Origin of the sequence: Rapidithrix thailandica, assembly GCF_039710355.1 — a bacterium.
GTDB lineage: Bacteria > Bacteroidota > Bacteroidia > Cytophagales > Flammeovirgaceae > Rapidithrix > Rapidithrix thailandica.
Window position 1 is genome coordinate 39,837 of record NZ_JBDKWZ010000004.1, and the last position, 23,493, is coordinate 63,329.

Below are 23,493 nucleotides of genomic sequence, written 5' to 3' on the forward strand. Positions count from 1 at the left end.
ATTAAACCGAATTCACTATGTTTATCGTATCCGAATCAGGTAATCCCAGTAATTATATCCAAGTAAAACCATTGGGGTTGCCGGTAGACCCTTTTGTGGTAGACTTTTACCGTTCCCGGGAACAGGCGGACGGAAAGTACGGCAAAGGAGACAAGTCTTATGACGGAGCCTTTGGTTTTGATCGCTTTGAGAAAGACGTAGTAGCCGAAGGACGGATCAATGAGTACCCCAAGCTTGCGGGTATTGTACAAAAGGACAAAAACACCTCCGGAAACCGCGATTACCTCTGTCCGTACTTGTCGATATGGCCACCCAATGTACAGGGGAATATGAACAACACCAAGAATACCGTGGAGGTAGTGGTACGCTTGGAAAAAGGCAAGGGGTTTAAAGGCAAATGCGGCAAACAGGGCACTGCCAAATTTATTAGTTCCGACCCGTCCAGTATAACCATTGACGGGGGGCCGGACAAGTCCCTTACCCTTAACCTCAAAACCAAGGAAAGCCAGTTACCCACTATCAAACTGGAGTGTTTAAAACCCTTTTCTTCGGAGGTCTATATCACTGCGGAGATCAGTGATAAGGTGGTTGGGAAACTGATTATCTATCCGAATGATAAACGTTACAAGGTCATTATACAGCCTGTACATGTTTCTTTAGGAACTTCAAAAAGATTTAATTCAGTGCCTACCGCTTCGGTTCCGGATATCCGGGAGGCGCAGTTCAAAGATTACCTCAACAACAAATCCTTTAATCAGGCGCTTATTCACTGTGAAGTGGCCAGTACCACCCATCAAATTACGCTTTTACACTCAGACTTTTTTAATAAATATTTTTTTAACGTGTCCGGCAATAATTATTTATCAGGAGATGATAAAATACGTTTTAGGTTTAACTCCTTGATGCAAAAAGATTATATAAAGTTATCGAGGACGCCCCAGGAAACCCATGAAATCGCAACTAAGCAAAGTGCCTATACCCAAAGCGGTATGGATCAGGCTATTGACGATTTTATGACTGAGTTTACCCGGCTGGTAAGCTACGATACCCAGGCGCAAACCCCTTTGGACCAGGTCCGGGCAGCACAAACGGCACATACCCACCAGAGTTTTACCCAGGCTTGGAACAATCCCCTGATTAACAACGGGACCAACGGAAAGTACGATGTGTTTTTGAAGGCACAACAACAAATGCATGCTATACTTGCCCAACAAGGTGTGATCAATGTGGATGAAAAAACTCCAAGAGACAAGTTAAATTCGGATCCCCAGAACATTCAGGTTTATGTGTTTTATCATGCTGATATACATGCTTCTTTTGCTGATGATATTGGTAGGGATTTAACTCAAGGGAAAGTCAATGGCTATACATATACAGGAAATGGAATCACCCATATGTTTTCCAATGGTTTTTCTTCTGTGGATGAAATAATACACGAAATAGGACACGGTTTAGGACTGCCACATACCTTTAGTAAAGGACTCGGGGATGGTAAAGTGGTAGCGGAACGAACCCGTCAAGAAATTGACGAAGAAGCCAAAAATATAAAAGGTGAAATTAAATACCTCGAAGGTCGACTTGATGATTTTGAGAACCGTAATCATAACTTACAGACTCTCAATATGGATCTGGATAAGTATCTTCGTTATCACAATTTATACTGGAAGTACAAATCCAGATTGGATCCGGTGGGAAGTTTGGGCTATAATAAATACCGGATGTTTCAATACAGGATTAATGAAATTCAGGATATGATGTGTTTAGAAGGTGAAGTCAATCTTTCATCTTTAGATGTATCAAACACTGATCTTGAAGTAGAAAGAAGTAAAAATTCTGTAAGAGCGGGCGAACTGGAAGCCAAAAAGACTGAACTTTCACAATTAGAAGCCGAGAGAGAAAAGGCTTCTAAAAAAGGATATAAAGCCAAGTACAAACCACAAAGTGGTACGGATGAGAACTATATGGATTATGCGATGGATGAAAAGAACACTGTTAATTCCAGGTTTCAACGAAAATGTTTGTATAAATCTCAATGGGATGTCATGCGGGATCATGCGAGTAATGTAAAATTGATAAAGTTAATGCCATGAGAAATTCAATCATTTTTTATTTCATTGTATTACTATTTAGTGGCTCTTGTCGCAGTATTGAGAGTAAAACTACAGAAGGACAGGTCATATTTTATGAAAGTTATGATAAGTCGACAGATACTTATGCTGTAGTGATACAAAACAAGAAAGCGGGGGTACTTACCTATCTTGTAGAGTTAGACCGAAACATTATAGGAATAAGAACCAAACCTGGTTATGCTTTGCCAACTTCATACAATAAAGACCGTGTAAATTTAGATTTTGGTTACCGTTATGATGTATTTATGATTTCGGGAAGATCAGCTGGCATATGTGAACAGGAGTATCATGAAAACTATGAAGAAGAAAACCTTAGATACAGGGTTCGGTTCTACGCTCGTGATAAAGCAGAAGGAGAAATAGGCTTTATAGGGGAAACGCCTATTAAAGGAAACCGGTGCTTAGAAGAGTGGTATGGGAGGTATTATTATTCTGATAAATATCTCTTTCCATCCCCCATGTATAAAGTGTCAAAAATTAATTATCGTAAGTTACATAAGAAAATGGGCAAGAAGTTAGACAAAGCCATTGCTGCGGTATATGAAGGAAAGTCCTTTGAAGACGTCGAAAAGGTACTGTATGAGGTGTATAAAGGAAGGTACTAACTTACTAACCTGAAAAAAAGCCGGGTTTGTAGCAATCCACTACAAATCCGGCTTTTCTTATTTATGAGATAGAGGGTTGAAGAAAGAACAAAGGCCTAAAAACCAAAAGGGCAAAGTGGCCCACTCCCGTCATGATCAGGGGGGATTTGAGGCTTTGAACAACAAAGGATTGAAGCCTGAAAGCTTCAATCCTTTTTTATATGCTCCCTACCAATCCTGGTTGGACAAACTATTGTTTATCACCATTCCCAGACTTCTCAAGTAAATATCCGTCATTTCCAGGGAGTGATGCCTTAATTGGGTTTGCAGGGTTTTAATATCAATTCCGGCCCGGTAGGCATTGACCACGCCTGTATGCTTCCAGGAGTACAGGGTAATCACTCCGTCAAACAAACCTAATTTGCGCAAGACGGCAATATGCTTGTCGGTAACCCTTACCCGTCTGAGTTGGGTTTTGCCCGGTTGCATATTATTGGCCCCGAAGATGTAATAGTCGGCCGGAATTTCGTCTATCTTCATTTGCTCCAGGATTTTTTGAAAGCCTTTGTTGATGGCCACCGTTTCCTGTTTGCCGTTTTTGGAGACGTCCGGATACACAATGATATGCCCCTCTTTAAGGTTGACATGACCGGCTTTTAAACGGGTGATCTCCGTAGGCCTCAGAAAGCCGTAATAGATAAACCGGGTAAAGAAATACAAAGAAGGTTCGTGTTGTAACAAGTGCTCTTCAATGGCTGTTTTCTGTTCTTCGGAAAAGGCCTGGTTTTTTGAAGGCTTGTGCTTCCTTCGTTTGATGGAAGCCAAAGGGTTCTTCTCGATCACCTCCCGGCTGATCAAGACATTGAAAAAGGTCTTGAGAATGGTCAAACGGTTGTTAAACGTACTGTTGGAGACTTCCCGGTCAATGATGAGTTCATCAAAGTAGTCGTAGTACAGTTTCAAAGGCACGTCTTCGATCTTTTTGCCGGCTACCTCATTGTCCTTTAGAAAAGCGATAAAGTCCTTAAACACGCTTTTATAGCTTTTTACCGACTCAGCCCTGGCGTTGACGGTTTTGAGTTTAAAAGCGAGTTCAAGGGCTTCTTGGATATTTTGTGTTTGCTTGTTGCTTTTCTTGCGGATCTTGGGCGCGTTGAATACTGCCCCTTTCTCCAGTTGGCTGTTGGTGTACTGGATCAACTTTTTGGCATAGGCCTTTCGCTCTTTCGCGGTTTTGTATTTTGCGGGGATATAAACCCATTTGCGTTTGAGTTTATCAAGTTTGGCATCCCATGCATAAAATTCCACGTACCACCTCTTTTTGAGGTCTCCGTTTCGATCCACCAAACGGGCGGGTTTATAGTCAAAGTGCAATTGTTCGTCCGGCATCGTTAAACCAAGTTCTTTAATGATTTTTGTGTCAAAACCTGTGTCAACCGAGGGTATAAAGCAAGATAACCCACTGAAAATCAGTGGGTTATATACCAAATGGTCGGGATGACAGGAATGACTGAAAAAACGAGGGAATGGCTTGATACACAGAGGGAAAGGATTTTGTAGCAGCGGTTGATGCTTGTAGCAATGCGATTTGTAGCGGTACAGAGGGCTTTTGTTCCTCGGAGGTTACGACTTCTTTTGACCTTCATTTCGTCCATATTGTACGTTGTTTAGAAAAGTGAAACTTAATTGATCAAAGCACCGGGGTAACCGGTGCTTTGATCAAAAAGAAAAGGTCTTTCAATGTCAGTTGTTATGTTGAACTTTTTGAAGAAGGTGCTGGATCAGCAATTCTTGTTGTTGCAACCTATCCAAGGTAAAATTTAGCTTTTCATTGATTTTTAGAATTGATTGAAAAAGCACTTCGTTTTGAGCTTTTAGCTCTTGAATCTGTTCCAGGTGTAAATCAGTTAGCAGTAATGTGATGATTTTTTGAATGGTTCAAAGCGACCACATTGTCACCATGAACCTCTTGTGATTTGTTGATATTCATTTGAAATTTAGATAATTATGTTGGTATATGAGTTAAAATGCATTATTGGGGAATAATAAAGTATTTTAGAATTATAGTCCTTTGAGTTTTAATAATTGGTCTTTGCACTCCAGCAATTGTTTGTACAGTTCCCGGTTCTCTTTTCGCAGTTCTTCTAATTCCAATTTCTCAGAATCTTTAAGTGCTTTGTCTTGGTCGGGACCTGTAATTTGGTTTCCCTGGCTGTGGTTCATGGCTACCACTCCATCGCCTTTGACTACCTGGCTTTGGTCACGGCTATCGGCTTGTGTTTCTTCAAAAAAGGCGGTGATAGGCATTTCTAAAGCGGCCGAAAGCTTCTCCAGCCATTTAGTTTCCACACTTTTTTTTGTAATTAAGTTATATAAGGTCGATTGTGAAATACCGGATTTTGAAGCAACTTGTGGTATATCCAATCCTTTATCATAAATTCTAGCTTTTATGTTACTTCCTATGTTCATGGGAATCAATTATTTATAATTTAATTCCAAAATAATGATAATGATATTTTGGAATAATAATAACATATTTATATAATTGCATTGAAGTCAAACGCAAATTAATGTATAATAATGCAAAGATTTTGAAAATGACTTCAAGAAATGGGGACCTCCCTAATTTATTGTTCTAAACCTACATAAAAAAGCTATGAAAAAACAGCAACGCCAAGGCAAACCGGCCTTGAAAGCGGACCGGAATTCCTGTGTCAAATCCAAATCCCGGCCCAGCAACACCAATGACTTTGAATTGGCCCGGAGAATTCATTATTGCCTGTCCGCCCCCAGCAAAGCCAAGTTGCAAAACACAGTGCTTTCCCAGTGTGCCCGGAGACAGCACCCGGTGGCCCAACGGACGTATTACAATACCATCAGCGGTACGACCACGAACCCCTGGGTATTGATCGAATTGATGCGGGCTTTGCATTTAAACATCGAACAGTTGACCGACCCGGATTTTTACTTTGACGATCCTTTTAAAGGAATGCAGCGAAACGCCTTGGAATCCGAAATAGAAGAAAAACTAAGACTATGCACGCTTTAACCCCTATCGCGATGGATTTGGAAAAGCTGAAAGTGGCCCTGCACAAGGGGGAGACTTCTAAAACCCTGGCTTTGGCGGCCGACTTGCAAAGCCGCTTTACGCAACTGGAAACGGACCTGAGCTCCAAACTCTGTTCTTACTCCCAGATCATCCAGCGGCAACAAATGATGCTGGAGCTTTTGCAGGAACAAAACAAGGATTTACTCCGCTTGCTGGCCAAGCGCAAGTAAGCCGCTCTTATTCAACCCTTAATTTTAACCTTTCAAACGTATGGCAGAATCAAACCCTCTGCAATCGCATAAGCGAAAAGCAGACATGCAGGCTTTTGCCGAAATTTTCCGGGAAAAGCCCTACTGGGAGCAGTACAAGCCGAAACAGCGGATTGCCCTGGTACTTTCCTTTGTGTGCAACGCCTTGAGCATTGCCGCGGCCTTTACCTTTCCCTTTCTCCAACTGGCCGAACTGTTGCCTTATGTAGCCGAGGAAACGGCTTATTTCCTCAGCGGCTTGATTACCCTGTGCCTCTTGGTGCTTCTGGAACTGGGCCTACGACTGGAGTTGCGCTATTTCTTTGTAGGCGCCTTGAAAAGCAACTGGCAGAAGATCAACCCGTTTAGCCTTCTCTGGGTGGCTTTGCTCTTTTCCCTGTCGGTCTTCAGCAGTATGAAAGGCGCGGAATTGTTTGTCTTACATACCGATACCCAGCAAAAAGTCCTGTTGGATAATTTTCAACGTGACACGGTTCAAATCAACCGAGGTTTTCTCCAACGGATTGCCGAAGAGGAAAAAGCCCTGGCCGCCTACAAGGCTTCGGTGTCCTGGAAAGGCAAGATCAATATGTACAATCCCACTACCCGGCAGGTGATTGCCGGGCATACCTCGGAGATTGCCCGGCTCAAAGCCGACTGGCGGGATGGGTTGCAACATGCGCAGGGCCGTTATGAGCAGCAAGCGGTGGAACAAAAGCAGTTTACCCATACCGCAGCCCGGGTGATGATGGGCGTCAGCCTTTCGGTGGTGAGCCTGTTTTTGTTGAGTATGTGGTATATCTACTACTTTGCCCACCGCTCGGTACTGGAGGAACAAAACCCGCAGGAGGCCTCCCGGCCGGTGCCGGTCACGGTCCCTTACGAACCGGAGCGGGAACGCCCTCAAATCGGTTTTCAAATCCCGGTAGTCAAGAAGAAGGACGCGAAGGAGACGGCAGAAAGGGACGCGGAGACGGATAAAACGGACGGGGAAAAGACGCGTGTTACGGAAGAAGAACGGGACTACGACAGCCGTAGGCAAGGTTTTGAGATCATCTGTGACCATTGCGGCAAGACCGCGCTCAAGCAAAGACCCAACGCTCATTTCTGTTCGGATGCCTGCCGGATGGAGTACTGGAAACTAAAAAACAAGAAAAAACAATGAATGAGAAAGTCAACCAATACGTACCGGGGGAAGAGGTAGTTGTTTCTACGGCGATGGGCGTTTTGCCCGCCCGGGTGCTCACCTACGAGGTACATTACCCGACCACCAAACCCCAGGCCTTTTACAAACTCCGTCTCCTGCAAAATGGCCTGGAGCTGTGGAACGTTCCGGAAAACTGCCTGTTTCCTTCCCTGGGCCACTTTATGGCCGCTTATGATATTCACTACATGAACCTGTAATCCCTATGTACTACCGCACCATTACTCAAATCGAAGAGACGGTGTTGGGTTGTTGTATCCAGGTGGTGGGCAGCGTGGAGCTGGCCCAAACCGTCGTCAACACCAACACCTTTTTACAGCCCGAAAACCGGGCGTTATGGCACTGCCTGCAAGAGATGCACAAAAAGCGCCAACCTATTGATATTCTCACGGTCATCCACCGGCTGGAAGGGCTTTTAAACAGCCAAAAACAGCCCTTGAAAGCGTATTTCAAGATCGAGGAACGCTACCGGCAGTTCCGGGAGCAGTTCGCGGCCCAGGTGGCCCGGAAAGTGGATAGGGTGGTAGACCAGGCCAACTTGCAGTACTACTGTTTTGTGCTGGTGGAGGCGGCCTTGAGACGGCAACTCTTTGCCGTCCTCAGCCGTCACGACAAGGGGGAGGACCGCAAGAAAATGCTGGACCTCATCTCCGACACTACCACGGATGTGATTACCCTGCTCAATGCCTTGTTGGACTACAACGAAAAAGACTATGCCCTGTACGAAGACCTGCTCAAAGTGCAAGAGCAGTTTGACAAGAAAGTACAAAAGATCCAGGTGAGCCGGCGGTACCGGCTCCTGGCTTTGATCCAGGGTTTGCAGGAAACCCGGGGCCTGGTGGAGAAGCAGAACCTCCGCCTGGCCGCCCAGCTAGACAAAACCATTGACGAACTCCGAAACCACGCCAAACGCTATGCCCTCCTTTGATCAGTTTTTTGAAGAATACAACGAGCAGGAAGTAAACCTGGAAGCCTATACGGTAGAGGAAGACAAGATGCAAAACCCGTTCAACAGCTCCTTCCCGGTGAATGTGTTTCCGGAGACGGTGCGGAACATCCTTTTGCACTATGTGGAGTACCGCAAGGAAATTCCGGATATGCTGGGCTCTGCCATCTTAGGGGCGGTTTCGGCAGCGGTAGGGAAGACCTATAAGGCGAAGACGGACCGCTCCCCGGTGATCCTGGCTTTGTGGCAATGCCTGATCGATGAATCCGGACAAGGGAAATCTTCGGCGATGAATTTTGCCTACAAGCCTATCCACAAGCGCAATATGCGGGCTTATAACGAGTATTTGAAGGAAAAGGAAAAGCTGGAGGAGGAACAGATGAAAAACAAGTTCGATATGCTTGCCGCGAGCAAAACGCGGGACAGTAACGAAATGGAGCAGCTGAAGAACGAAAACTTCGAACTGGAGAAGCGTTTGCAAAAACTCAAAAGGCGTACTTATATCATTGACGATATTACCTTTGAAACCCTGGGCAAGGCGATGGATTCCAACGAGCGGGGGATCTGTCTGTTTACCGATGAGCTGGTGACCTGGTTTGCCGGCTTTGGCTCCTACAACAAGAACGGAGGGGCGAAGGAAGAGGCGGCCTGGTTAAAAATCTATGACGGGGCCCCGGTGAACATCGAGCGGCAAAACAAAAGCTATTACAACCCCACGCCTTTTGTGCCCATCAAAGGGGCGATGGTGCCCAACTCCCTGCACGAGCTGGCCCGGGGGAACCGGAAGAACTCGGGCTTTATCTACCGGATGTTGTTTTGCTTTCCCCCAGGAGATAGGCCCTTTGTTCCGGACCGGGAAAAGGAACCTTTACAACGGGAGTTTGTAGAGGCCTATGAAAACCTGATCGAACGGCTGTATGCCTTGGAGTTCGACAAGGACGAAGAGGAAAATTTGGAAAGTCATGTGTTGGCTTTTGACAAGCGGGCAATGGAGATTTACTACGAATGGGACGACAAAAAGGTAGACTTTATCAACAGCTTGCGGGACCCGCAGAAAAGCTCCTTTTACAAATCGGTGCATAGCCGGATGAAGATGCACTATATCCGTTTGGCAGGGGTGATGGAATGCCTGAGGGCGGCTTGTCACGAATCCAGCCTGGAGTATGTGACCTATCCGTCCTCTTATGCGGCGGCACAGCTCTGTGAGTACTACGAAGAGCAGATTTTGAAGGTGTTTAACTTTATCAATGCCTCTCCTTATAAAGACCAATCCGGACACTTCCGGGTGAACTGGCGGAAGGTATTTGGCGGGAAAAACCAGCTGGAAGCCCGGGAAATCAAACAGACCTTAAAACGGGAGTACAAGATGAGCGAGCGATCGGCGGCCAATTACCTGACCAATGCCCGGAAAACGGGTGTCTTGCGCTACGGAGGCCGGATAGACCGTAAAAGCGTGTATATCTTAAACCAATAAGAATTTTCCTTTAAGTAGAGAAGAGCTTACAAAAAGCCCTGGGAAGTCGTTTCCAGGGCTTTTTGCTGTTTTAGTCTCCAGGCTTTATTTCTACATAAAGAAGCTTTAGAGGTCTGTAGAATTATCTATTATATATATATAAAGTACTACTAAGAGAATAGAAAGGGGTTAAAACGTAGTAAAGTACAAAAAAGGGGGCTGTGATTTTTCTATAGGCTCCCTTTTCTTCCTATTCACTCTTAACTTTTATAAAAATACTACTTGCATTTTTGCATTTTTGCACACTTTCTTACAACTGGTTTTAAATCAACAAGATACAAGTGGGAAGTGTGCAGTTAGCGATTTGCATTTTGCACACTTGTCCGGCAAGTATGCAAAATCAGTTTGCATACTACAAACTCGCTAAGTTGTTGATAATCAATACTAAACAAAACGTAGTATGCAAGGGCTTTGCATTCTGCTTGCATACTACAAGATATTGAAATACAATGTTTTATAGTAGTTGTATTCGCGAAGTGTGCAAAGTATGCAAAAATGCAAGTAGTGTTTGGGGGGAGTAGGGTTTTGAGGGGGTGGGAGGATGTTTGGGGGAAACGACAGAGAGTAGGAAGGTTCTTGGAAATGTATTGTTTTAGTTTTGGTCGATATTATACTTAGAATTTGTTAAAGCATTGTTTTAACGCTATTTAACAGGTTCCTTTTGTAAAGTTTTTTCAATGAACATAAATGATAATTGTTTTAAATTAGTAATTAATTATAGTATTTTTGGGTATTTTGGTAAGTGGGAGAAAAGTAGAAAAATGTGATTTTTTATTGATATTGTGAATATATTAAGTAAAACTAATCAGATAACTTAACTTTATTATGTGTGCTATAGATATAATCAATTATTGGCGAAACCTTGATATTAACAATGACAACTATTTACATAATGATGACATTGATATATTACAAAATGTAGATCAAGTAAATCTTAATTTTCAGCAGTATGTAGAAAATCCAAACAACTTGTTTGGAAATAATTTCCAATTACATACTGGTCTAATGCCAGTTCCTTATACTGGGAACTTAAGAGACGCAAGGATATATTTATTGATGGTGAATCCAGGCTTTCATCATAATGATTACTATTCAGAAAATAGTGTAATAGAATATAGAACTGCATTAGCCCGTAATCTTAGACAGGAGAACTTAGATGAAAATTTTCCTTTTCTCTATCTGAATCCACAATTTTGTCATACAAGTGGTGGCGAATATTGGCTTAAAAAATTTAATAGTTTAATTGAGGGTCTTAAAGACCGTCTTGGTAATAATTATTCATACGATAATATATTAAGTTTAATCTCAAGAAACATTTGTATACTTGAGTTATTCCCTTATCATTCAATAAACTTTAAATTATCTCAAAGAGTTATAAATAATTGTCCAAGTGTCAAACGAATTAGACAATTTGTGGATAGTATTATTAACAATAATGAGAGAGATATTTTAATTGCATGCTTAAGGCAACCAAATAATTGGGGAATAAATGAAAATAACAATGACCATTTATATATTTTACCTCCTCATCAAAGGCAAAGTGCTTCTTTAAAAACAAGTGGAACATTGGGAAGTATGATTCTCAATAGACTTATTGAGATAAGTGTTAAATAATAGTGTTTATTATAGACATTTCTCCTTTTAAATCTGGTGGTACAAATAAATTTGTGATCGTATCTATTTCACACCACTTTTTGCAATTGAAAATGATATAGAAATAATTTAATTACTATCTTGGCGGCTTGAATTTATACAGAGGTAAACTCAATAAAGGAAACTTTTGAAAAGAGATATATTGAGCAAAATAGAACAAGGGCTAAAAAATTGATTATCCATATTTTTAGTGCCTTGAAGTGGTTTTTGCTTAAACTAAATAATTGAATATCAAAAAAATGAGCTTTCAGAAAATATTAGATAAATACAGAAAAATTGCCTTTTCTGAGCGTGATAAAGGAGAACGCTTTGAACGATTAATACAAGCCTATTTAAAAACCGATCCTAAATATGCTACCCTGTTTAAGAATATTTGGCTTTGGAATGAATTTCCTGGAAAAATAGATTTTGGAGGGAATGATACCGGAATAGATTTAGTTGCATTAACTCACGATGGTGATTACTGGGCCATTCAATGTAAATGTTTTCAAGAAAACTCTACAATAGATAAGCCGGCCGTTGACAGTTTCCTTTCAACTTCGAGCCGTGAATTTAAAAATGAGCAAATGCAAACCACCCGCTTTGCTCATCGCCTTTGGATTTCTACCACTAACAAATGGGGAAGCAATGCTACGGAGGCCATTCGCAACCAAAACCCACCTGTCACAAGGATCAATTTGTTTGATTTATTAGAAGCCCCTGTTGATTGGTATAAACTAGAAGAAGGCATACACGGCGTTGCAGCCAGAACGCCTAAAAAGAGCCTTAGAACCCACCAAAAAGAAGCATTAGAGAAAACTAATGAACATTTTAAATCCTCAGATAGAGGTAAACTTATTATGGCGTGTGGAACGGGAAAGACATTTACGGCTCTGCGAATTGCTGAAAATGAAACCGATGGCAAAGGCTTAATTCTATTTCTTGTGCCTTCCATTGCTTTACTTGGACAGACATTGAGAGAGTGGAGCTCTGACGCCAATGAACCAATTAATGCTATTTGTATTTGTTCTGATCCTGATATTACCAAAAAAAGAAGTAAAAAAGAGGACTCCGATTCATTTAGTGTCATTGATTTGACTTTACCTGCATCGACTGATACAGATAATATCTTGCATCAATTTGAACAAATCAAAGAAAAGGGTGAGCCAGGAATGACAGTAGTGTTCTCTACCTACCAATCCGTTGACGTTATTGCAAGGGCACAAAAAGAATTACTAAAAAAAGGATTTAAAGAATTTGACCTGATTGTGTGCGATGAAGCGCACCGAACTACAGGCGTTTCATTAGCCGGCCAAGATGAATCCGCTTTTACCAAAGTACATGATGCGGATTTCCTCAAAGCGAAAAAACGCCTGTACATGACCGCCACACCACGCCTTTACAACGATGATACTAAAAGTAAGGCGGCACAGGCAGAAGCTGTTTTGTGTTCAATGGATGACCCGGCTTTGTACGGAGAAGAAATTTATCGAATTGGTTTTGGAGAAGCCGTTGAACGCGATTTACTTACAGATTACAAAGTGCTTATTCTCACACTCAATGATAAGGATGTGCCTCCAGCTGTACAACGTATGATTGCAGACGGTGAATTCGAAATCAACACAGATGATGTATCAAAAATCATCGGAACTGTTAATGCATTATCTAAGCAGTTTTTAGGGGATGAAGGTGCAACAAAAGAATCTGATCCTAATCCAATGAGAAGAGCTGTAGCTTTTTGTGCAAATATCAGTACCTCACAAAAAATAACAGCCACTTATAACACTGCCACTGATACTTACTTGAACGAATTGCCAATTGAGAAAAGGGAACAAATGGTTACGGTTTCATCAAAACATATGGATGGGACTATGGCCGCTCCTGAACGTGACCAAATGTTAGCTTGGCTTAAAGAAGAAACAGAAGATAACGAATGCCGCATTATTACCAATGTACGTGTATTAAGTGAAGGGGTTGACGTTCCTTCCTTAGATTCGGTATTGTTCCTTTCTGCCCGTAACTCGCAAGTAGATGTAGTCCAGTCTGTGGGGCGTGTAATGCGCAAGTCGCCCGGTAAAAAATACGGTTATATCATCATTCCCGTGGTGGTTCCGGCTGATGTGGAAGCCGACAAAGCCCTTGATGATAACGAACGTTACAAAGTGGTTTGGACGGTATTGAATGCCTTGCGTGCACATGACGACCGTTTCAATGCTACCGTCAACAAAATTGAACTCAATAAGAAAAAGCCCAACAATATTTTAGTGGGACGGCCGGAATATTCTTTTGACGGAGACGGTAATCCTTCTTTGGTCAATCAAGATTCGGCAGCTTACGAAACTAACAAAGATATTAGTCGCCAGATGGCTTTACAATTCGAGCAATTGCAATCCGTGGTTTTTGCCCGTATGGTGAAAAAAGTAGGCGACCGGAGGTATTGGGAACAATGGGCAAAGGATGTGGCGCAAATTGCCGACCGCCAGATAGAACGTATCAAACACCTGATTGAAACCAAAACCGACCAACGTAAGGCGTTTGATAATTTCTTAGCCGGGTTGCAGAAAAACATCAATCCGAGCATTTCAAAATCACAAGCCATTGATATGTTGGCCCAGCATATTATCACTAAACCGATTTTTGAAGCCCTGTTTGAAGGTTATTCCTTTGTAAAAAACAATGCCGTTTCCACAGCTATGCAAAGCATGTTGGAAGCTTTGGAAGGCGAATCGGTAGCCGAAGAATCAGAAACCCTTCAAAAGTTCTATGAATCGGTTCGCAAACGTGCAGAAGGTATTGACAATGCAGAAGGAAAGCAGCGTATCATCATTGAATTGTACGACAAGTTCTTCAAAACCGCTTTCCCGAAAATGGTGGAGCAATTGGGCATTGTTTATACGCCCGTAGAAGTGGTGGATTTTATCATTCATTCGGTGAATGATGTTTTGCAAAAAGAGTTTGACCGCAGTATTTCAGATGAAAATATTCATGTACTCGATCCTTTTACAGGAACGGGAACGTTTATCACCCGGTTGCTGCAAAGTGGTCTGATTCAGTCCAAAGATTTGGAACGCAAATATCACAATGAATTGCACGCCAATGAGATCGTATTGTTGGCCTATTACATAGCAGCCGTAAACATTGAAAATGCTTTTCATGACCAGTTAGGAGAAGATTCGGAATACGAACCGTTCGAAGGCATTGTATTAACCGACACCTTCCAATTAGGCGAAACAGACGACAGCCAAAAGCTATTTTCCGAAATGTTTCCGCAAAACTCTGCACGAGTAGAACGCCAAAAGAAAGCGCCTTTACGGGTAATTATGGGAAATCCCCCTTATTCAGTAGGTCAAAGGTCTGCTAACGATAATGCGCAGAATCAGAAGTATACCAAATTAGATGGTGATATTGCCAAAACATACGCCAAGCTGTCTTCCGCAGGATTGAAAACCTCACTTTACGATTCCTACATTAAGGCCTTTCGATGGAGCACCGACCGATTAGACCCTAAAAATGGCGGCATTATAGCATTTGTGAGCAATGGAGCTTGGTTAGATGGAAACAGCACAGACGGATTTAGAAAAGCCATTGAAAAAGAATTTTCCAGTATTTGGGTATTTAATCTCCGAGGGAATCAGCGTACGAGTGGTGAGCTAAGCCGAAAAGAAGGAGGAAAGATTTTTGGTTCGGGTTCCCGTACGCCCATATCCATCACCCTTTTGGTAAAAAATCCGAAAACTAAAACGAGGAAAGCTACCATTCATTACCACGATATTGGCGATTACCTAAGTCGTGAAGAAAAGTTGGCGATTGTGAGCAAATTCAAATCAGCTGCTAGTGGTGAAATGAAATGGAAAACTTTGAAACCTAACGAACATGGCGATTGGCTCAATCAACGAAATGATCTGTTTGAAACCTTCCTACCACTAATAGGGGACTCCAAAAGTGACAATTCTATTTTTGATTTTATATCGTGGGGTGTCAAGACAAATCGTGATGCTTGGACATATAACTCATCTAAGGAAAAGTTAAGTTCACTGCTTAAAGAAACAATTACTTTTTACAATGAACAACGAAAAAGCTATCATGAGCAAACTAAGAAGAAAAAAATTAGGGTTGATAATTTCATCATAACTGATCCAAAGAAAATCAGTTGGTCTGCTGATTTAAAGAAAGATATTGAAAGAAATAGAGATCACTCCTTCAATGAAACTTCGTTAAAGCAAGCATTGTACAGACCATACTTTAAACAATACTTATTTTTTGATGATTCCCTTGTTGAAAGGCCAGGGCAAAATCGTAAATTATTTCCGGCTTCATCCAATACCAATAAATTGATATGTGTAACAGGAAAAGGAGCAAGTAAGGATTTTTCTGCTTTAATGACTGATGCTATTCCAAACCTTGATACTTTAGAAAAAGGTCAATCTTTACCTCTTTACTATTACGAAGAACGGGAAAAGAACAGCCCCAGCCTGTTTGATGCCGCAGGAGACAGCGAATATATCCGTAGGGATGGTGTTTCGGACTTCATTTTCGAACGGACAAAAAAGGTCTATGGGAAGAATGTGAGCAAGGAAGATATTTTCTACTATGTCTATGGCATATTGCACAGCCCCGATTATCGCACAACTTTTGCCAATGATCTAAAGAAAATGCTGCCCCGCATTCCGTTAGTGGAAGACGTTCGGGATTTTTGGAAGTTCAGCAAAGCAGGACGTCAACTAGCAGAATTGCATATCAATTACGAAGAAATACTACCTTATGATGGTGTAGAAGTAAGTGGAACGGATTCCGGTTTCTACCGGGTGGAAAAAATGCGTTTCCCCAAGAAAGGTCAAAAGGACACCATCATATACAACAGCAAAATAGTCGTTTCTAACATCCCGGAGAAAGCTTATGAATATGTGGTCAATGGCAAATCTGCCATTGAATGGATTATGGAACGCTACCAGGTAAAAACCGATAAGAAAAGTGGCATCAAAAACGATCCCAATGATTGGGCGGAAGAAGTAGATAACCCAAGATATATCTTGGATTTGTTGTTAAGCATTATCAATGTGAGCGTACAGACAGTAGATTTAGTTAATGACTTACCTAAGTTAAAATTTAATTAGCGCAAGATATTTCCTTTAAATCTATTTAACTACAGCAAACCCCAGCTCTCAACAGCTGGGGTTTGTTGTTTTTATGCCTATTCCCAACCGTCCGGCTCCCCGTAGTGTTCTACAAACTGTTTCATCTCTTTGGGGCTGATCCGCCTGGGGTTATCAATGCCAATCGCCTTTAAATACCTTCGGATGGTGGAATAGCTGACCCCGTACATATCGGCCATTTCTTTTCTAGTGATCATGCTCATTTTTTACAGGATTTTTTGGTTTTTTAATCGGTGTAAAGATAGCTAAAAATACACATTTTTCATTGAAAATCAGCGGGTTTGGCTAGGTTTGTTCAATGAAAAATCCACCCTTCTTATACTTGCCTTATCCAATTCGAAATCGTATGAATGTATTCTTAATCACCGGGGGGATTTTGCTGGCGGGCCTGGTGGCCGGCGATGCCCTGAAGACCAAATACACGGCCGGAAAGATCGACATCGGCTTTGCCGGGATCGACTGGCCGCGGATCAGTAAGGGCAAGGTGTACTTTGAGCCGGCCTTTCGGTTTTCCAATTACTCCACCCACAGCTTACAGTTAAGCCATCTGGTCATTTCCTTATACGTCAAAGACGGGCAGGGGGTATGGAAACTGATCGTGAAGTCGCCCCCTGCGGGGTCTACCTACCGGATCTTGCCCCGGGATAGCAGCGTAGAGCGCTTTCCGTTACAGGCCTCCTTGCTCTCTTTAGGGCTGAACTTCTTTGCCTTTTTGTCCTCTATGGAGATCAAGGTGGATGTTCAGGGCGAGGCCAACGGCTATCCCTTCTCGGAGAGCTTTACCAAGCAGTTGGGCAAAACGCAAACCGTCAACGGGATTTAGGGATGGTAGCCACAGGTAAACGGGAGCTCCAGGCGGGCTCACAGTACAACCGGTTGTTTCCTCCTTTCAGCCAATTGGAGGGCACGGATAAAATCCTACAGCACGGGGACGTCTTCGATACCCTGAACCTGATTGAAAAGATTGTCAAAGAGACCTTGGGTGATACGAAAAAGCTGGCCCGGCACCTGAAGGGCAAGGACCTGGAGACGACCACAAAAAATATCTTTGATTTTATCTACCGGCATATCCAATACCGGAAAGACGATCCCGGCACGGAGCAGTTGCATAGACCGCTTCGTATTTGGAAGGAACGGGCCCGGGGCGTGGACTGCGATGATTATACGATCTTTATTTCCAGTATTTTAAGCAATTTAAAGGTTCCGCATTACTACCGGATGACCAGGTACAAGGGCCGCGACTACTACCAACACGTGTACGTGGTGGTACCCAAAGCCGGCCACCGCCTTTCGCAAGGCCATTACGTGATCGATCCGGTAGTGGACCGCTGGAATTACGAAGTACCTTATTCAGCAAAATTTGACAGAGCAATGCATTTACCGATACAATATTTAAACGGAGTAGACGAAGAGCCTTCGCCTTACGAAGCGGTAGGCCTGGGAGTTCCGGAAACTTTTGGCAACGAGTTCGACTTGTTGGGCGTTCCCGGTCTGGGAGCGGTGGACGGGGACGGCTTGTACCGGGGTTTTCTGGACTCTTTGAAAAAGCACCTGCAAAACACCCGGATCGCGGTGTCTCAAAATCTGGCGGCCGACTATGCCGGCTACCGGGGCGTGGACCTGGCCCGGCAAATCGACTCGGTGCTCCAAGTCTGGGAGGACCCGGTGGCGAGAAGCCAACGCCTGGACGAGTTGGAGGCCTGGGAAGAACAGGAAGCCAAACTGGGCGGCTTGGGTGGCTTTTTTAAAAAGCTGTGGAAGGGGGTGAAAAAAGGAGTAAAAGCCGTAGGCAAGACGGTGAAAAAAGGCGTGAAGGCTGTAGGCAAGGGCGTGAAATGGGTGGGTGATCGGGTAGGGGACGGGGTGCGTGCGGTAGGCAATGCCATTGCCCGGTACAACCCTTTGTCCTTAGCCGCCCGGGGTGGTCTGGAAGCCGCTTTCCGGAGCAACCTGTTTAAGATGAGCGAACGTCTGGGCTACGGCTACCTAAGCGAAGCCCAGGCTAAACAGATTGGCCTGGACCTGGACAGCTGGCGCAAGTCGGTGGACCGCTTGAAAAAGACACGGAACCTCTGGGTAAACACCTTAAAAGGCAAAGAAGGCAATTTGCGGCATTACATTATCCGGGGTTGGGAGAAAGGGGTAAAAAAACACGGTTTTCCGTTTTTGGAGCCGGCCCATATCGACCAGACCATTGGAGGGCACAAGGGCAGAACCGCTCCTTCGGGCAATCCCACCGAGCAGCAGACCCCTCAAAGCCCGGCAAAAGATCCGGAAGCGGTGAAACGGAGGATGCAAGAGCTATTGAAAAAACGGAATCCTTTCTTCCGGTTTAAATCGAAAACCGGCAGTCCTCTTTTAAAGCACCGGGGTATCCTCCCGGGAGGCTGGCCCCCAGGGTCCAGCCGAAGGTCAACGCCAAGTACCAGTGTACATAGCCGTTTACAAGCGATGCTCCGGCAAAAGAGGCGGTTTGGCTTCCGGGGTGTAGAGGGCTTGGGCGCCGCCACCGGCCTAGGTGCCGCCGGTACAGCGGTGGGAGGAACAGCCGCCAGCGGTTTTATTGCCAAGATCGTATCCTGGTTGAAAGGCCTGGTGATCAAGGTAGCCAAAGGCGCGGGCAAGCTGGTAAAAGGCGGAGTCAAGGTGGTAAAAGACCTGGTAAAGGGCAACAAAAAGAAGCTGGCGGAGAAGGCGGCCGAGTTGGCGAAGAAAAAACTTCCTTTGGACAAAATCGGGATTCCGCTGCCGGGCAAAGGCCCTGTTCCGGACGGCTCTGGTACTCCGGTACCTTATGTGCCGCCTCAATACCCGTCATCCCCAACACCGCAGACGGCGGGTGGAGGCTCGATGGGCCTGGTACTTGCCGCGGTCGCAGTGGGCGGTTTGCTGTTGATGAACAAGAGCCAAAAGCCCGCAGGCCTGAGCGGGGCACCTGCCCGGAGGAAAGGAACAAGCACCGTAAGGAAGAAAACGACCCAACGCAAAGCCACAAGCCGCAAAACAAGTACGAAACGTAACACCCCGGCCTCCCGCAGGGGGCTGGGCAAAGTCACTATTTAACTTTTAAAAAGCTATGGTTGATTCAAAAAAACTACAAAGTACCGGCAAGAAGGTGTTGTTTATCTCTTCGGGCATGGTGTTGGAAAAGGCGGCTTCTTCGATGCTGCCCTTGCCGGAGGGGATCAAGAAGTTTATTTCCCCGGCCCTGTTGCTGGGCTCTGCCTATGTGCATATGAGCTCGAAAAGTGAGGCGGTGAAAGACCTGGCCGCAGGGGTGGCCATCAGTTCGGTCTTTAAGACGGCCAACCAGTTTATCCCTTCGCTGAGCCAGGGCAAAGCGGCCCAGTTCGTGCCGCAGCTGGGCGAAGCGGAAGGCTACGGGGAGGAGTTTGCCGACCTGGACGCGGTGGCCGCGGACCTGGAGATGATCCCGGAAGACAGTCATTTGCTGCAAGGCATGGAAGATACGGCTTTGTTGCAAGGCGCTGCCCTGGGGATTTAAGCAGGGGGGTAGGTATACGGACCCTTCAAGAAAATTGAATAAAAACCTTTAACGATTATACCAAGATGTTAACTGTCAATTACGACAAGATCACCACGCGTGCCCATGAGATGATCAAGCACGCGGCCAACACGGGGCAGTTGCCTCCGGAGACGGCCGAACGCTTTTTGTCCAACGAGCTGAAGAGCTCTTCCCATATCCTGTATGTAAAACACGAGATCACGGGCAAGTCGGATACGGCGGATCTGGTAAAAGCCTCGGATTCCAAGCAGGACGGGGTACGCAACCTGGACCGTGCCAAGCTGGATAAGTTCGAAAACATGGCGGTGGACCGCATCGGTTTCGGCTGGTTGGCCGGGGAGCAAACCTCAGCCATCGGTTTGTACTACAATACCGTAACGGGCAGGAACGATATCCACCCGGCCTTGTTCAACGCGGACTTGCTGATCAAGCAAAACGACCGGGTTTTGTTTGAGATGCCGGTTTCGGCCTTGTTGTCCTATGAGCCGAAGGGCTTGCTGGGCGGTCCGGAGAGCACCTTTGCGGTGTATACGCCTTTTATCCTGCGGGAAGAAGTACCGGTGCGCATCCAGTTGCGCTTTCCGGAAGGCAGCAGCGTAACGCCTCCTACCGGTCAGGAAGGGGACCGTTACTGGGTGAAGGTAGAGCTGTTCGGCACCAAGACCCAGGAGAAGTAATTTTTCTGTTTTCTACACAATTCAAGAAAGACCGGCCTGCCGCTGGCGGGCCGGACTGTTGAACCCTTAGATCCAATTAATGATGGCAAGAGCATTTAAAAAACAAACGGAGCTGGTGCGCTTTGCGCCCGGCACGCCCGGCGGGGCAAGGACGACCATGGTGCATCTGGACAGCGCCTACAGGAAAGTGACGGGCCTGCGGATACACGAGTTTTCGGGCGGGGGCCTCTCCTTCTTTGAAATCGGCCTGGAGGACAGCAGCGGGACGCTGGTAGACACCGAGAGCAGCGAGGTGTACCACTACGCCCCGGAGAAGCCCTGGGAGCCGGTGGATTTGTCCAACCACGGGCAGCAGTTGAAAGTCAAAACGGTATTGCCCTCGCAGCCCAGTGGTGAGGTGGTGTACCAGATCGTCTTTTTGTTAGAGCGATGAGTTTGCGGCAATTGGTCCCCACGCTGGAAAACCCGTACGAAGACGGTCCTGTAGAGCTGGACTGTGCGGGCTTTGAAGTGTTGAACCGGGGGGCTTGTATTGTGCGGATGAGCTTTTCGGGCGGCAGTGCCCCGGGCCTGGAGTTGGCCCCGGGCGAGCAGTACCGCTCCCCCGTGCTGGAGAACCTCCGGCTCCAGGGGCCTTTGTGGCTGCGCTTTGAGGAAGGCGGCAGCCGTAACGTGACCGTGATCAAATACACCGAACATAACCAGGAAAGTTTTGCCTAAATGTAGCCATTGCGGAAGGGACTATACAGCGGTGCGGGTGAACCAGAAGTATTGCTCGGAACCCTGCCGGAAGCGCGCCTGGCGCCAGTCCCACCGTACAACCCCCAAACCCATGAAGGAATTGACCGAAGAAACAGCCTCACCGGGGCCGCAAAGCTGGAAAGACTATGTGATCCAGGATTTGCAGGCCAAAGTGCGGGAGTTCCGGGAAGAAAACCGGACACTGAAACACACATTGGAAAACACCAAGAGCCGGTTGCAGGAGACGGAAAAAGACCTGGCTTTCAAAGACCGGGACTACGAGTTGCAGTTGCGGGAGCGGGAGCAGAGCCGGAAAGGGGGCCTGGAGGGCATTGTGGAGAGTGCCTACCAACACCCGGAAGCCACGTCTATGCTCCTGCAAAGCCTGAGCGGCTTTTTGGGGGCGATGAAAGGGCAAACGCCTGCCGGCATTGCCGGGGCGCCCGAAAGCGATCCGGACATTGAGAATTTTACCCACTGGTACAAGGGCCTGGGCCCGGCGGACAAACAGGCCTTTGGTCAGTTGTTGCAGGCCTTCTCCCAGGCGGAGGATTACCCCCGGGCCGCCAGTAGTATGATAAACGCATTGAGCCATGATTCCACAGTTAACCAAGCAGTCTAAAGGCGGCCGGCTGAAAGTGAGCCGCAGCAAACAGGAGTTGTTAAAGATCCTGGAGAAGAATTTAAGCCAGGAGTCCCTGGAGATCCTGGCGGAGAAGTCCCGCTTGCCGGGCATCAATTATCTTATCAAAGCAAACAAAAACCTTTTATAATCCATGGCAGCAACAGCCTTATTAGCGGCCGGATCGGCAGCCAAAGGAGTGGTGGAAGGCATCCCTCCTTTGGTGTGGAAAGCCCTGCTGGGAGCGGGGGTGGTGTTTGTGGGTTACCAGGTAGTCCGGAAGGTGCAGAAGCGGGAACAGGAGAAGAAGTTCGACCGGGCGTACGGCTCGGATACCACCTTGGGTCGTGCAGCGGTGTACGCCTCCCGTTATTACTCGGCCATGTGGGAGAATGACTTTTTCGGATGGTCGGAGGACGAAGAAGAGCTTTTCGGTACAACCCGGGACATGGCCCAAGCGGGGGTATCTTTTGGGGAGGTGACCGAAGCTTACCGGATGCGCTACGGCAAGGACCTGTTGAAAAACATCCAAAACGCCTTGAGCCCTTCGGAGTTTGGCAAGTTCCGCCAACTTCTGGCGGGTGATTTAAGCGGTCTGGTCTTGCCGGAGAAAGTCTATGGCAAGGGGCTGGTACCGGTGTTTTCCTCCGACCTGCAAAGCGTGCAGTACATCCAAAGCGAGCAGCCTTTGGGCATGAAGCAATCGGTGGTGCGCTTAGGGGATGTGTTCTTTGTGGAGCTGGAAAACAAGCAGCAGCGCTATTTTGTACCCCGGGATAAAGTTACTATACGATGAAAGATACCCCATTACCTTTTGTGTTTGTCGCGGGTTTGTTGATTTATTTATCTACGCGCAAGCGTTTGTCACCCAAGGTACCGGGAGCACCGGTATCTAAGGGTTTTCCTTTGCGACAAGGGAGTACAGGGCCTTTGGTGAGGCAATTGCAGGCGGCCTTGTTGCAAAAAGGCGGGAGTGCCGCCGCCCTGCTCCGGGCTTCCGGAGGGGCGGACGGGACGTTTGGCCGGGGGACGGCAAAAGCCCTGGTTCTGGCCGGTTATCCCACGGTAGTGAACCGCAGCACTTTTGAGCGCTTGATCAACCGTCCGGAGCCGGAAAAACCCGCCGGTTCGCCCCAATACGTCTATGCCAAAAACCGCTACGGGGCTTCGGTCTACAAGAAGGTCAACAGCTTCTCGCTCCCCTTGATCGGGGAGACGTATTTGGGGGCTTTGCCAATCGTCAAAGTGGAGGACCAGACCTACCTGGGCAAGGCCACCGGCAAGACCAAGGGGGACTACTGGGAAGTGGAGGCGGTGTTGAACGAACGGCCGGTGCGCTTCTGGGTGGACTCGGACGAAACCAAGGTGTTTTCCGGCAGCCTGCCGGAGTTTTTGGCCTTTCAAAAGACCTATTTAAAGCACAAGAAACCCGAACATATCCAACGAATCTTGGATGCTTTCTCTTAAAC

At 45.9% G+C, this 23,493-nt stretch carries 23 protein-coding genes; 20 read left to right on the top strand and 3 right to left on the bottom strand.

Features of this window, described 5'->3' with window-relative positions:
• Positions 1-17: 17 nt before the first annotated feature.
• Together AAG747_RS07940 and AAG747_RS07945 are read left to right on the top strand one after the other, a co-directional pair.
• Entirely contained in the window at positions 18-2,090 is a 2,073-nt protein-coding gene (locus AAG747_RS07940) for a hypothetical protein (protein WP_346820623.1), read from the top strand.
• Positions 2,087-2,734 (top strand): hypothetical protein, encoded by a 648-nt coding sequence (locus AAG747_RS07945; protein WP_346820624.1) that lies wholly within the window; start codon positions 2,087-2,089, stop codon positions 2,732-2,734. The genes AAG747_RS07940 and AAG747_RS07945 overlap by 4 nt, the downstream gene beginning before the upstream one ends.
• 207 nt (positions 2,735-2,941) lie before the next feature.
• Here AAG747_RS07945 and AAG747_RS07950 read toward each other — a convergent pair whose 3' ends face one another.
• Both AAG747_RS07950 and AAG747_RS07955 read right to left on the bottom strand, forming a co-directional pair.
• Entirely contained in the window at positions 2,942-4,102 is a 1,161-nt protein-coding gene (locus AAG747_RS07950; protein ID WP_346820625.1) for a tyrosine-type recombinase/integrase, read from the bottom strand.
• Between the two features lie 672 nt (positions 4,103-4,774).
• A complete protein-coding gene (locus tag AAG747_RS07955; protein WP_346820626.1) occupies positions 4,775-5,182 on the bottom strand; it encodes a helix-turn-helix domain-containing protein in 408 nt (135 codons plus the stop codon).
• 187 nt (positions 5,183-5,369) lie between these two features.
• Between AAG747_RS07955 and AAG747_RS07960 the strand changes: the two genes are divergently transcribed.
• The 8 genes from AAG747_RS07960 to AAG747_RS07995 all read left to right on the top strand — a co-directional run bounded on the left by AAG747_RS07960 (position 5,370) and on the right by AAG747_RS07995 (position 16,419).
• Positions 5,370-5,762 (top strand): hypothetical protein, encoded by a 393-nt coding sequence (locus AAG747_RS07960; RefSeq protein ID WP_346820593.1) that lies wholly within the window; start codon positions 5,370-5,372, stop codon positions 5,760-5,762.
• Positions 5,750-5,992, top strand: a complete 243-nt coding sequence (locus tag AAG747_RS07965) for a hypothetical protein (RefSeq protein ID WP_346820594.1) — start codon at positions 5,750-5,752, stop codon at positions 5,990-5,992. The genes AAG747_RS07960 and AAG747_RS07965 overlap by 13 nt, the downstream gene beginning before the upstream one ends.
• Positions 5,993-6,032: 40 nt before the next feature.
• On the top strand, positions 6,033-7,175 hold the full coding sequence (locus tag AAG747_RS07970) for a zinc finger MYND domain-containing protein (protein ID WP_346820627.1): 1,143 nt from the start codon (positions 6,033-6,035) through the stop codon (positions 7,173-7,175).
• Positions 7,172-7,414, top strand: a complete 243-nt coding sequence (locus AAG747_RS07975; protein WP_346820628.1) for a hypothetical protein — start codon at positions 7,172-7,174, stop codon at positions 7,412-7,414. The genes AAG747_RS07970 and AAG747_RS07975 overlap by 4 nt, the downstream gene beginning before the upstream one ends.
• 5 nt (positions 7,415-7,419) lie before the next feature.
• On the top strand, positions 7,420-8,142 hold the full coding sequence (locus tag AAG747_RS07980; protein ID WP_346820629.1) for a DnaB-like helicase N-terminal domain-containing protein: 723 nt from the start codon (positions 7,420-7,422) through the stop codon (positions 8,140-8,142).
• Positions 8,099-9,634 (top strand): DUF3987 domain-containing protein, encoded by a 1,536-nt coding sequence (locus AAG747_RS07985; RefSeq protein WP_346820630.1) that lies wholly within the window; start codon positions 8,099-8,101, stop codon positions 9,632-9,634. The genes AAG747_RS07980 and AAG747_RS07985 overlap by 44 nt, the downstream gene beginning before the upstream one ends.
• Before the next feature lie 864 nt (positions 9,635-10,498).
• On the top strand, positions 10,499-11,287 hold the full coding sequence (locus tag AAG747_RS07990) for a hypothetical protein (RefSeq protein WP_346820631.1): 789 nt from the start codon (positions 10,499-10,501) through the stop codon (positions 11,285-11,287).
• A gap of 263 nt (positions 11,288-11,550) precedes the next feature.
• Positions 11,551-16,419, top strand: a complete 4,869-nt coding sequence (locus AAG747_RS07995) for a DEAD/DEAH box helicase (protein WP_346820632.1) — start codon at positions 11,551-11,553, stop codon at positions 16,417-16,419.
• A gap of 77 nt (positions 16,420-16,496) precedes the next feature.
• Here the strand turns inward: AAG747_RS07995 and AAG747_RS08000 are convergent, their stop codons facing one another.
• On the bottom strand, positions 16,497-16,661 hold the full coding sequence (locus AAG747_RS08000) for a helix-turn-helix domain-containing protein (RefSeq protein ID WP_346820603.1): 165 nt from the start codon (positions 16,659-16,661) through the stop codon (positions 16,497-16,499).
• Between the two features lie 95 nt (positions 16,662-16,756).
• On the opposite strand from AAG747_RS08000, the gene AAG747_RS08005 reads away from it, so the two are divergent.
• The 10 genes from AAG747_RS08005 (at position 16,757) to AAG747_RS08050 (ending at position 23,491) form a co-directional block, all read left to right on the top strand.
• Positions 16,757-17,281, top strand: a complete 525-nt coding sequence (locus AAG747_RS08005) for a hypothetical protein (RefSeq protein ID WP_346820633.1) — start codon at positions 16,757-16,759, stop codon at positions 17,279-17,281.
• Positions 17,282-17,283: 2 nt separating this feature from the next.
• Positions 17,284-19,521, top strand: a complete 2,238-nt coding sequence (locus tag AAG747_RS08010) for a transglutaminase-like domain-containing protein (protein ID WP_346820634.1) — start codon at positions 17,284-17,286, stop codon at positions 19,519-19,521.
• A gap of 13 nt (positions 19,522-19,534) precedes the next feature.
• Positions 19,535-19,963 carry a hypothetical protein gene (locus tag AAG747_RS08015; protein WP_346820606.1) on the top strand — a complete coding sequence of 143 codons (429 nt, stop codon included), beginning with the start codon at positions 19,535-19,537 and terminating at the stop codon, positions 19,961-19,963.
• A gap of 65 nt (positions 19,964-20,028) precedes the next feature.
• On the top strand, positions 20,029-20,661 hold the full coding sequence (locus tag AAG747_RS08020) for a hypothetical protein (protein ID WP_346820607.1): 633 nt from the start codon (positions 20,029-20,031) through the stop codon (positions 20,659-20,661).
• A 79-nt stretch (positions 20,662-20,740) separates the two neighbouring features.
• Positions 20,741-21,094, top strand: coding sequence for a hypothetical protein (locus tag AAG747_RS08025; RefSeq protein ID WP_346820635.1), 354 nt, complete (start codon positions 20,741-20,743; stop codon positions 21,092-21,094).
• Positions 21,091-21,381, top strand: coding sequence for a hypothetical protein (locus AAG747_RS08030; protein ID WP_346820636.1), 291 nt, complete (start codon positions 21,091-21,093; stop codon positions 21,379-21,381). The genes AAG747_RS08025 and AAG747_RS08030 overlap by 4 nt, the downstream gene beginning before the upstream one ends.
• On the top strand, positions 21,374-22,024 hold the full coding sequence (locus AAG747_RS08035) for a hypothetical protein (RefSeq protein WP_346820637.1): 651 nt from the start codon (positions 21,374-21,376) through the stop codon (positions 22,022-22,024). The genes AAG747_RS08030 and AAG747_RS08035 overlap by 8 nt, the downstream gene beginning before the upstream one ends.
• Positions 21,996-22,175 carry a hypothetical protein gene (locus AAG747_RS08040; protein ID WP_346820611.1) on the top strand — a complete coding sequence of 60 codons (180 nt, stop codon included), beginning with the start codon at positions 21,996-21,998 and terminating at the stop codon, positions 22,173-22,175. The genes AAG747_RS08035 and AAG747_RS08040 overlap by 29 nt, the downstream gene beginning before the upstream one ends.
• Before the next feature lie 3 nt (positions 22,176-22,178).
• The gene (locus tag AAG747_RS08045; protein ID WP_346820638.1) at positions 22,179-22,820 is read left to right on the top strand and encodes a hypothetical protein; all 642 of its coding nucleotides are present in this window, start codon (positions 22,179-22,181) and stop codon (positions 22,818-22,820) included.
• Positions 22,817-23,491 (top strand): peptidoglycan-binding domain-containing protein, encoded by a 675-nt coding sequence (locus tag AAG747_RS08050; RefSeq protein WP_346820639.1) that lies wholly within the window; start codon positions 22,817-22,819, stop codon positions 23,489-23,491. The genes AAG747_RS08045 and AAG747_RS08050 overlap by 4 nt, the downstream gene beginning before the upstream one ends.
• The last annotated feature ends 2 nt before the right edge of the window (positions 23,492-23,493 follow it).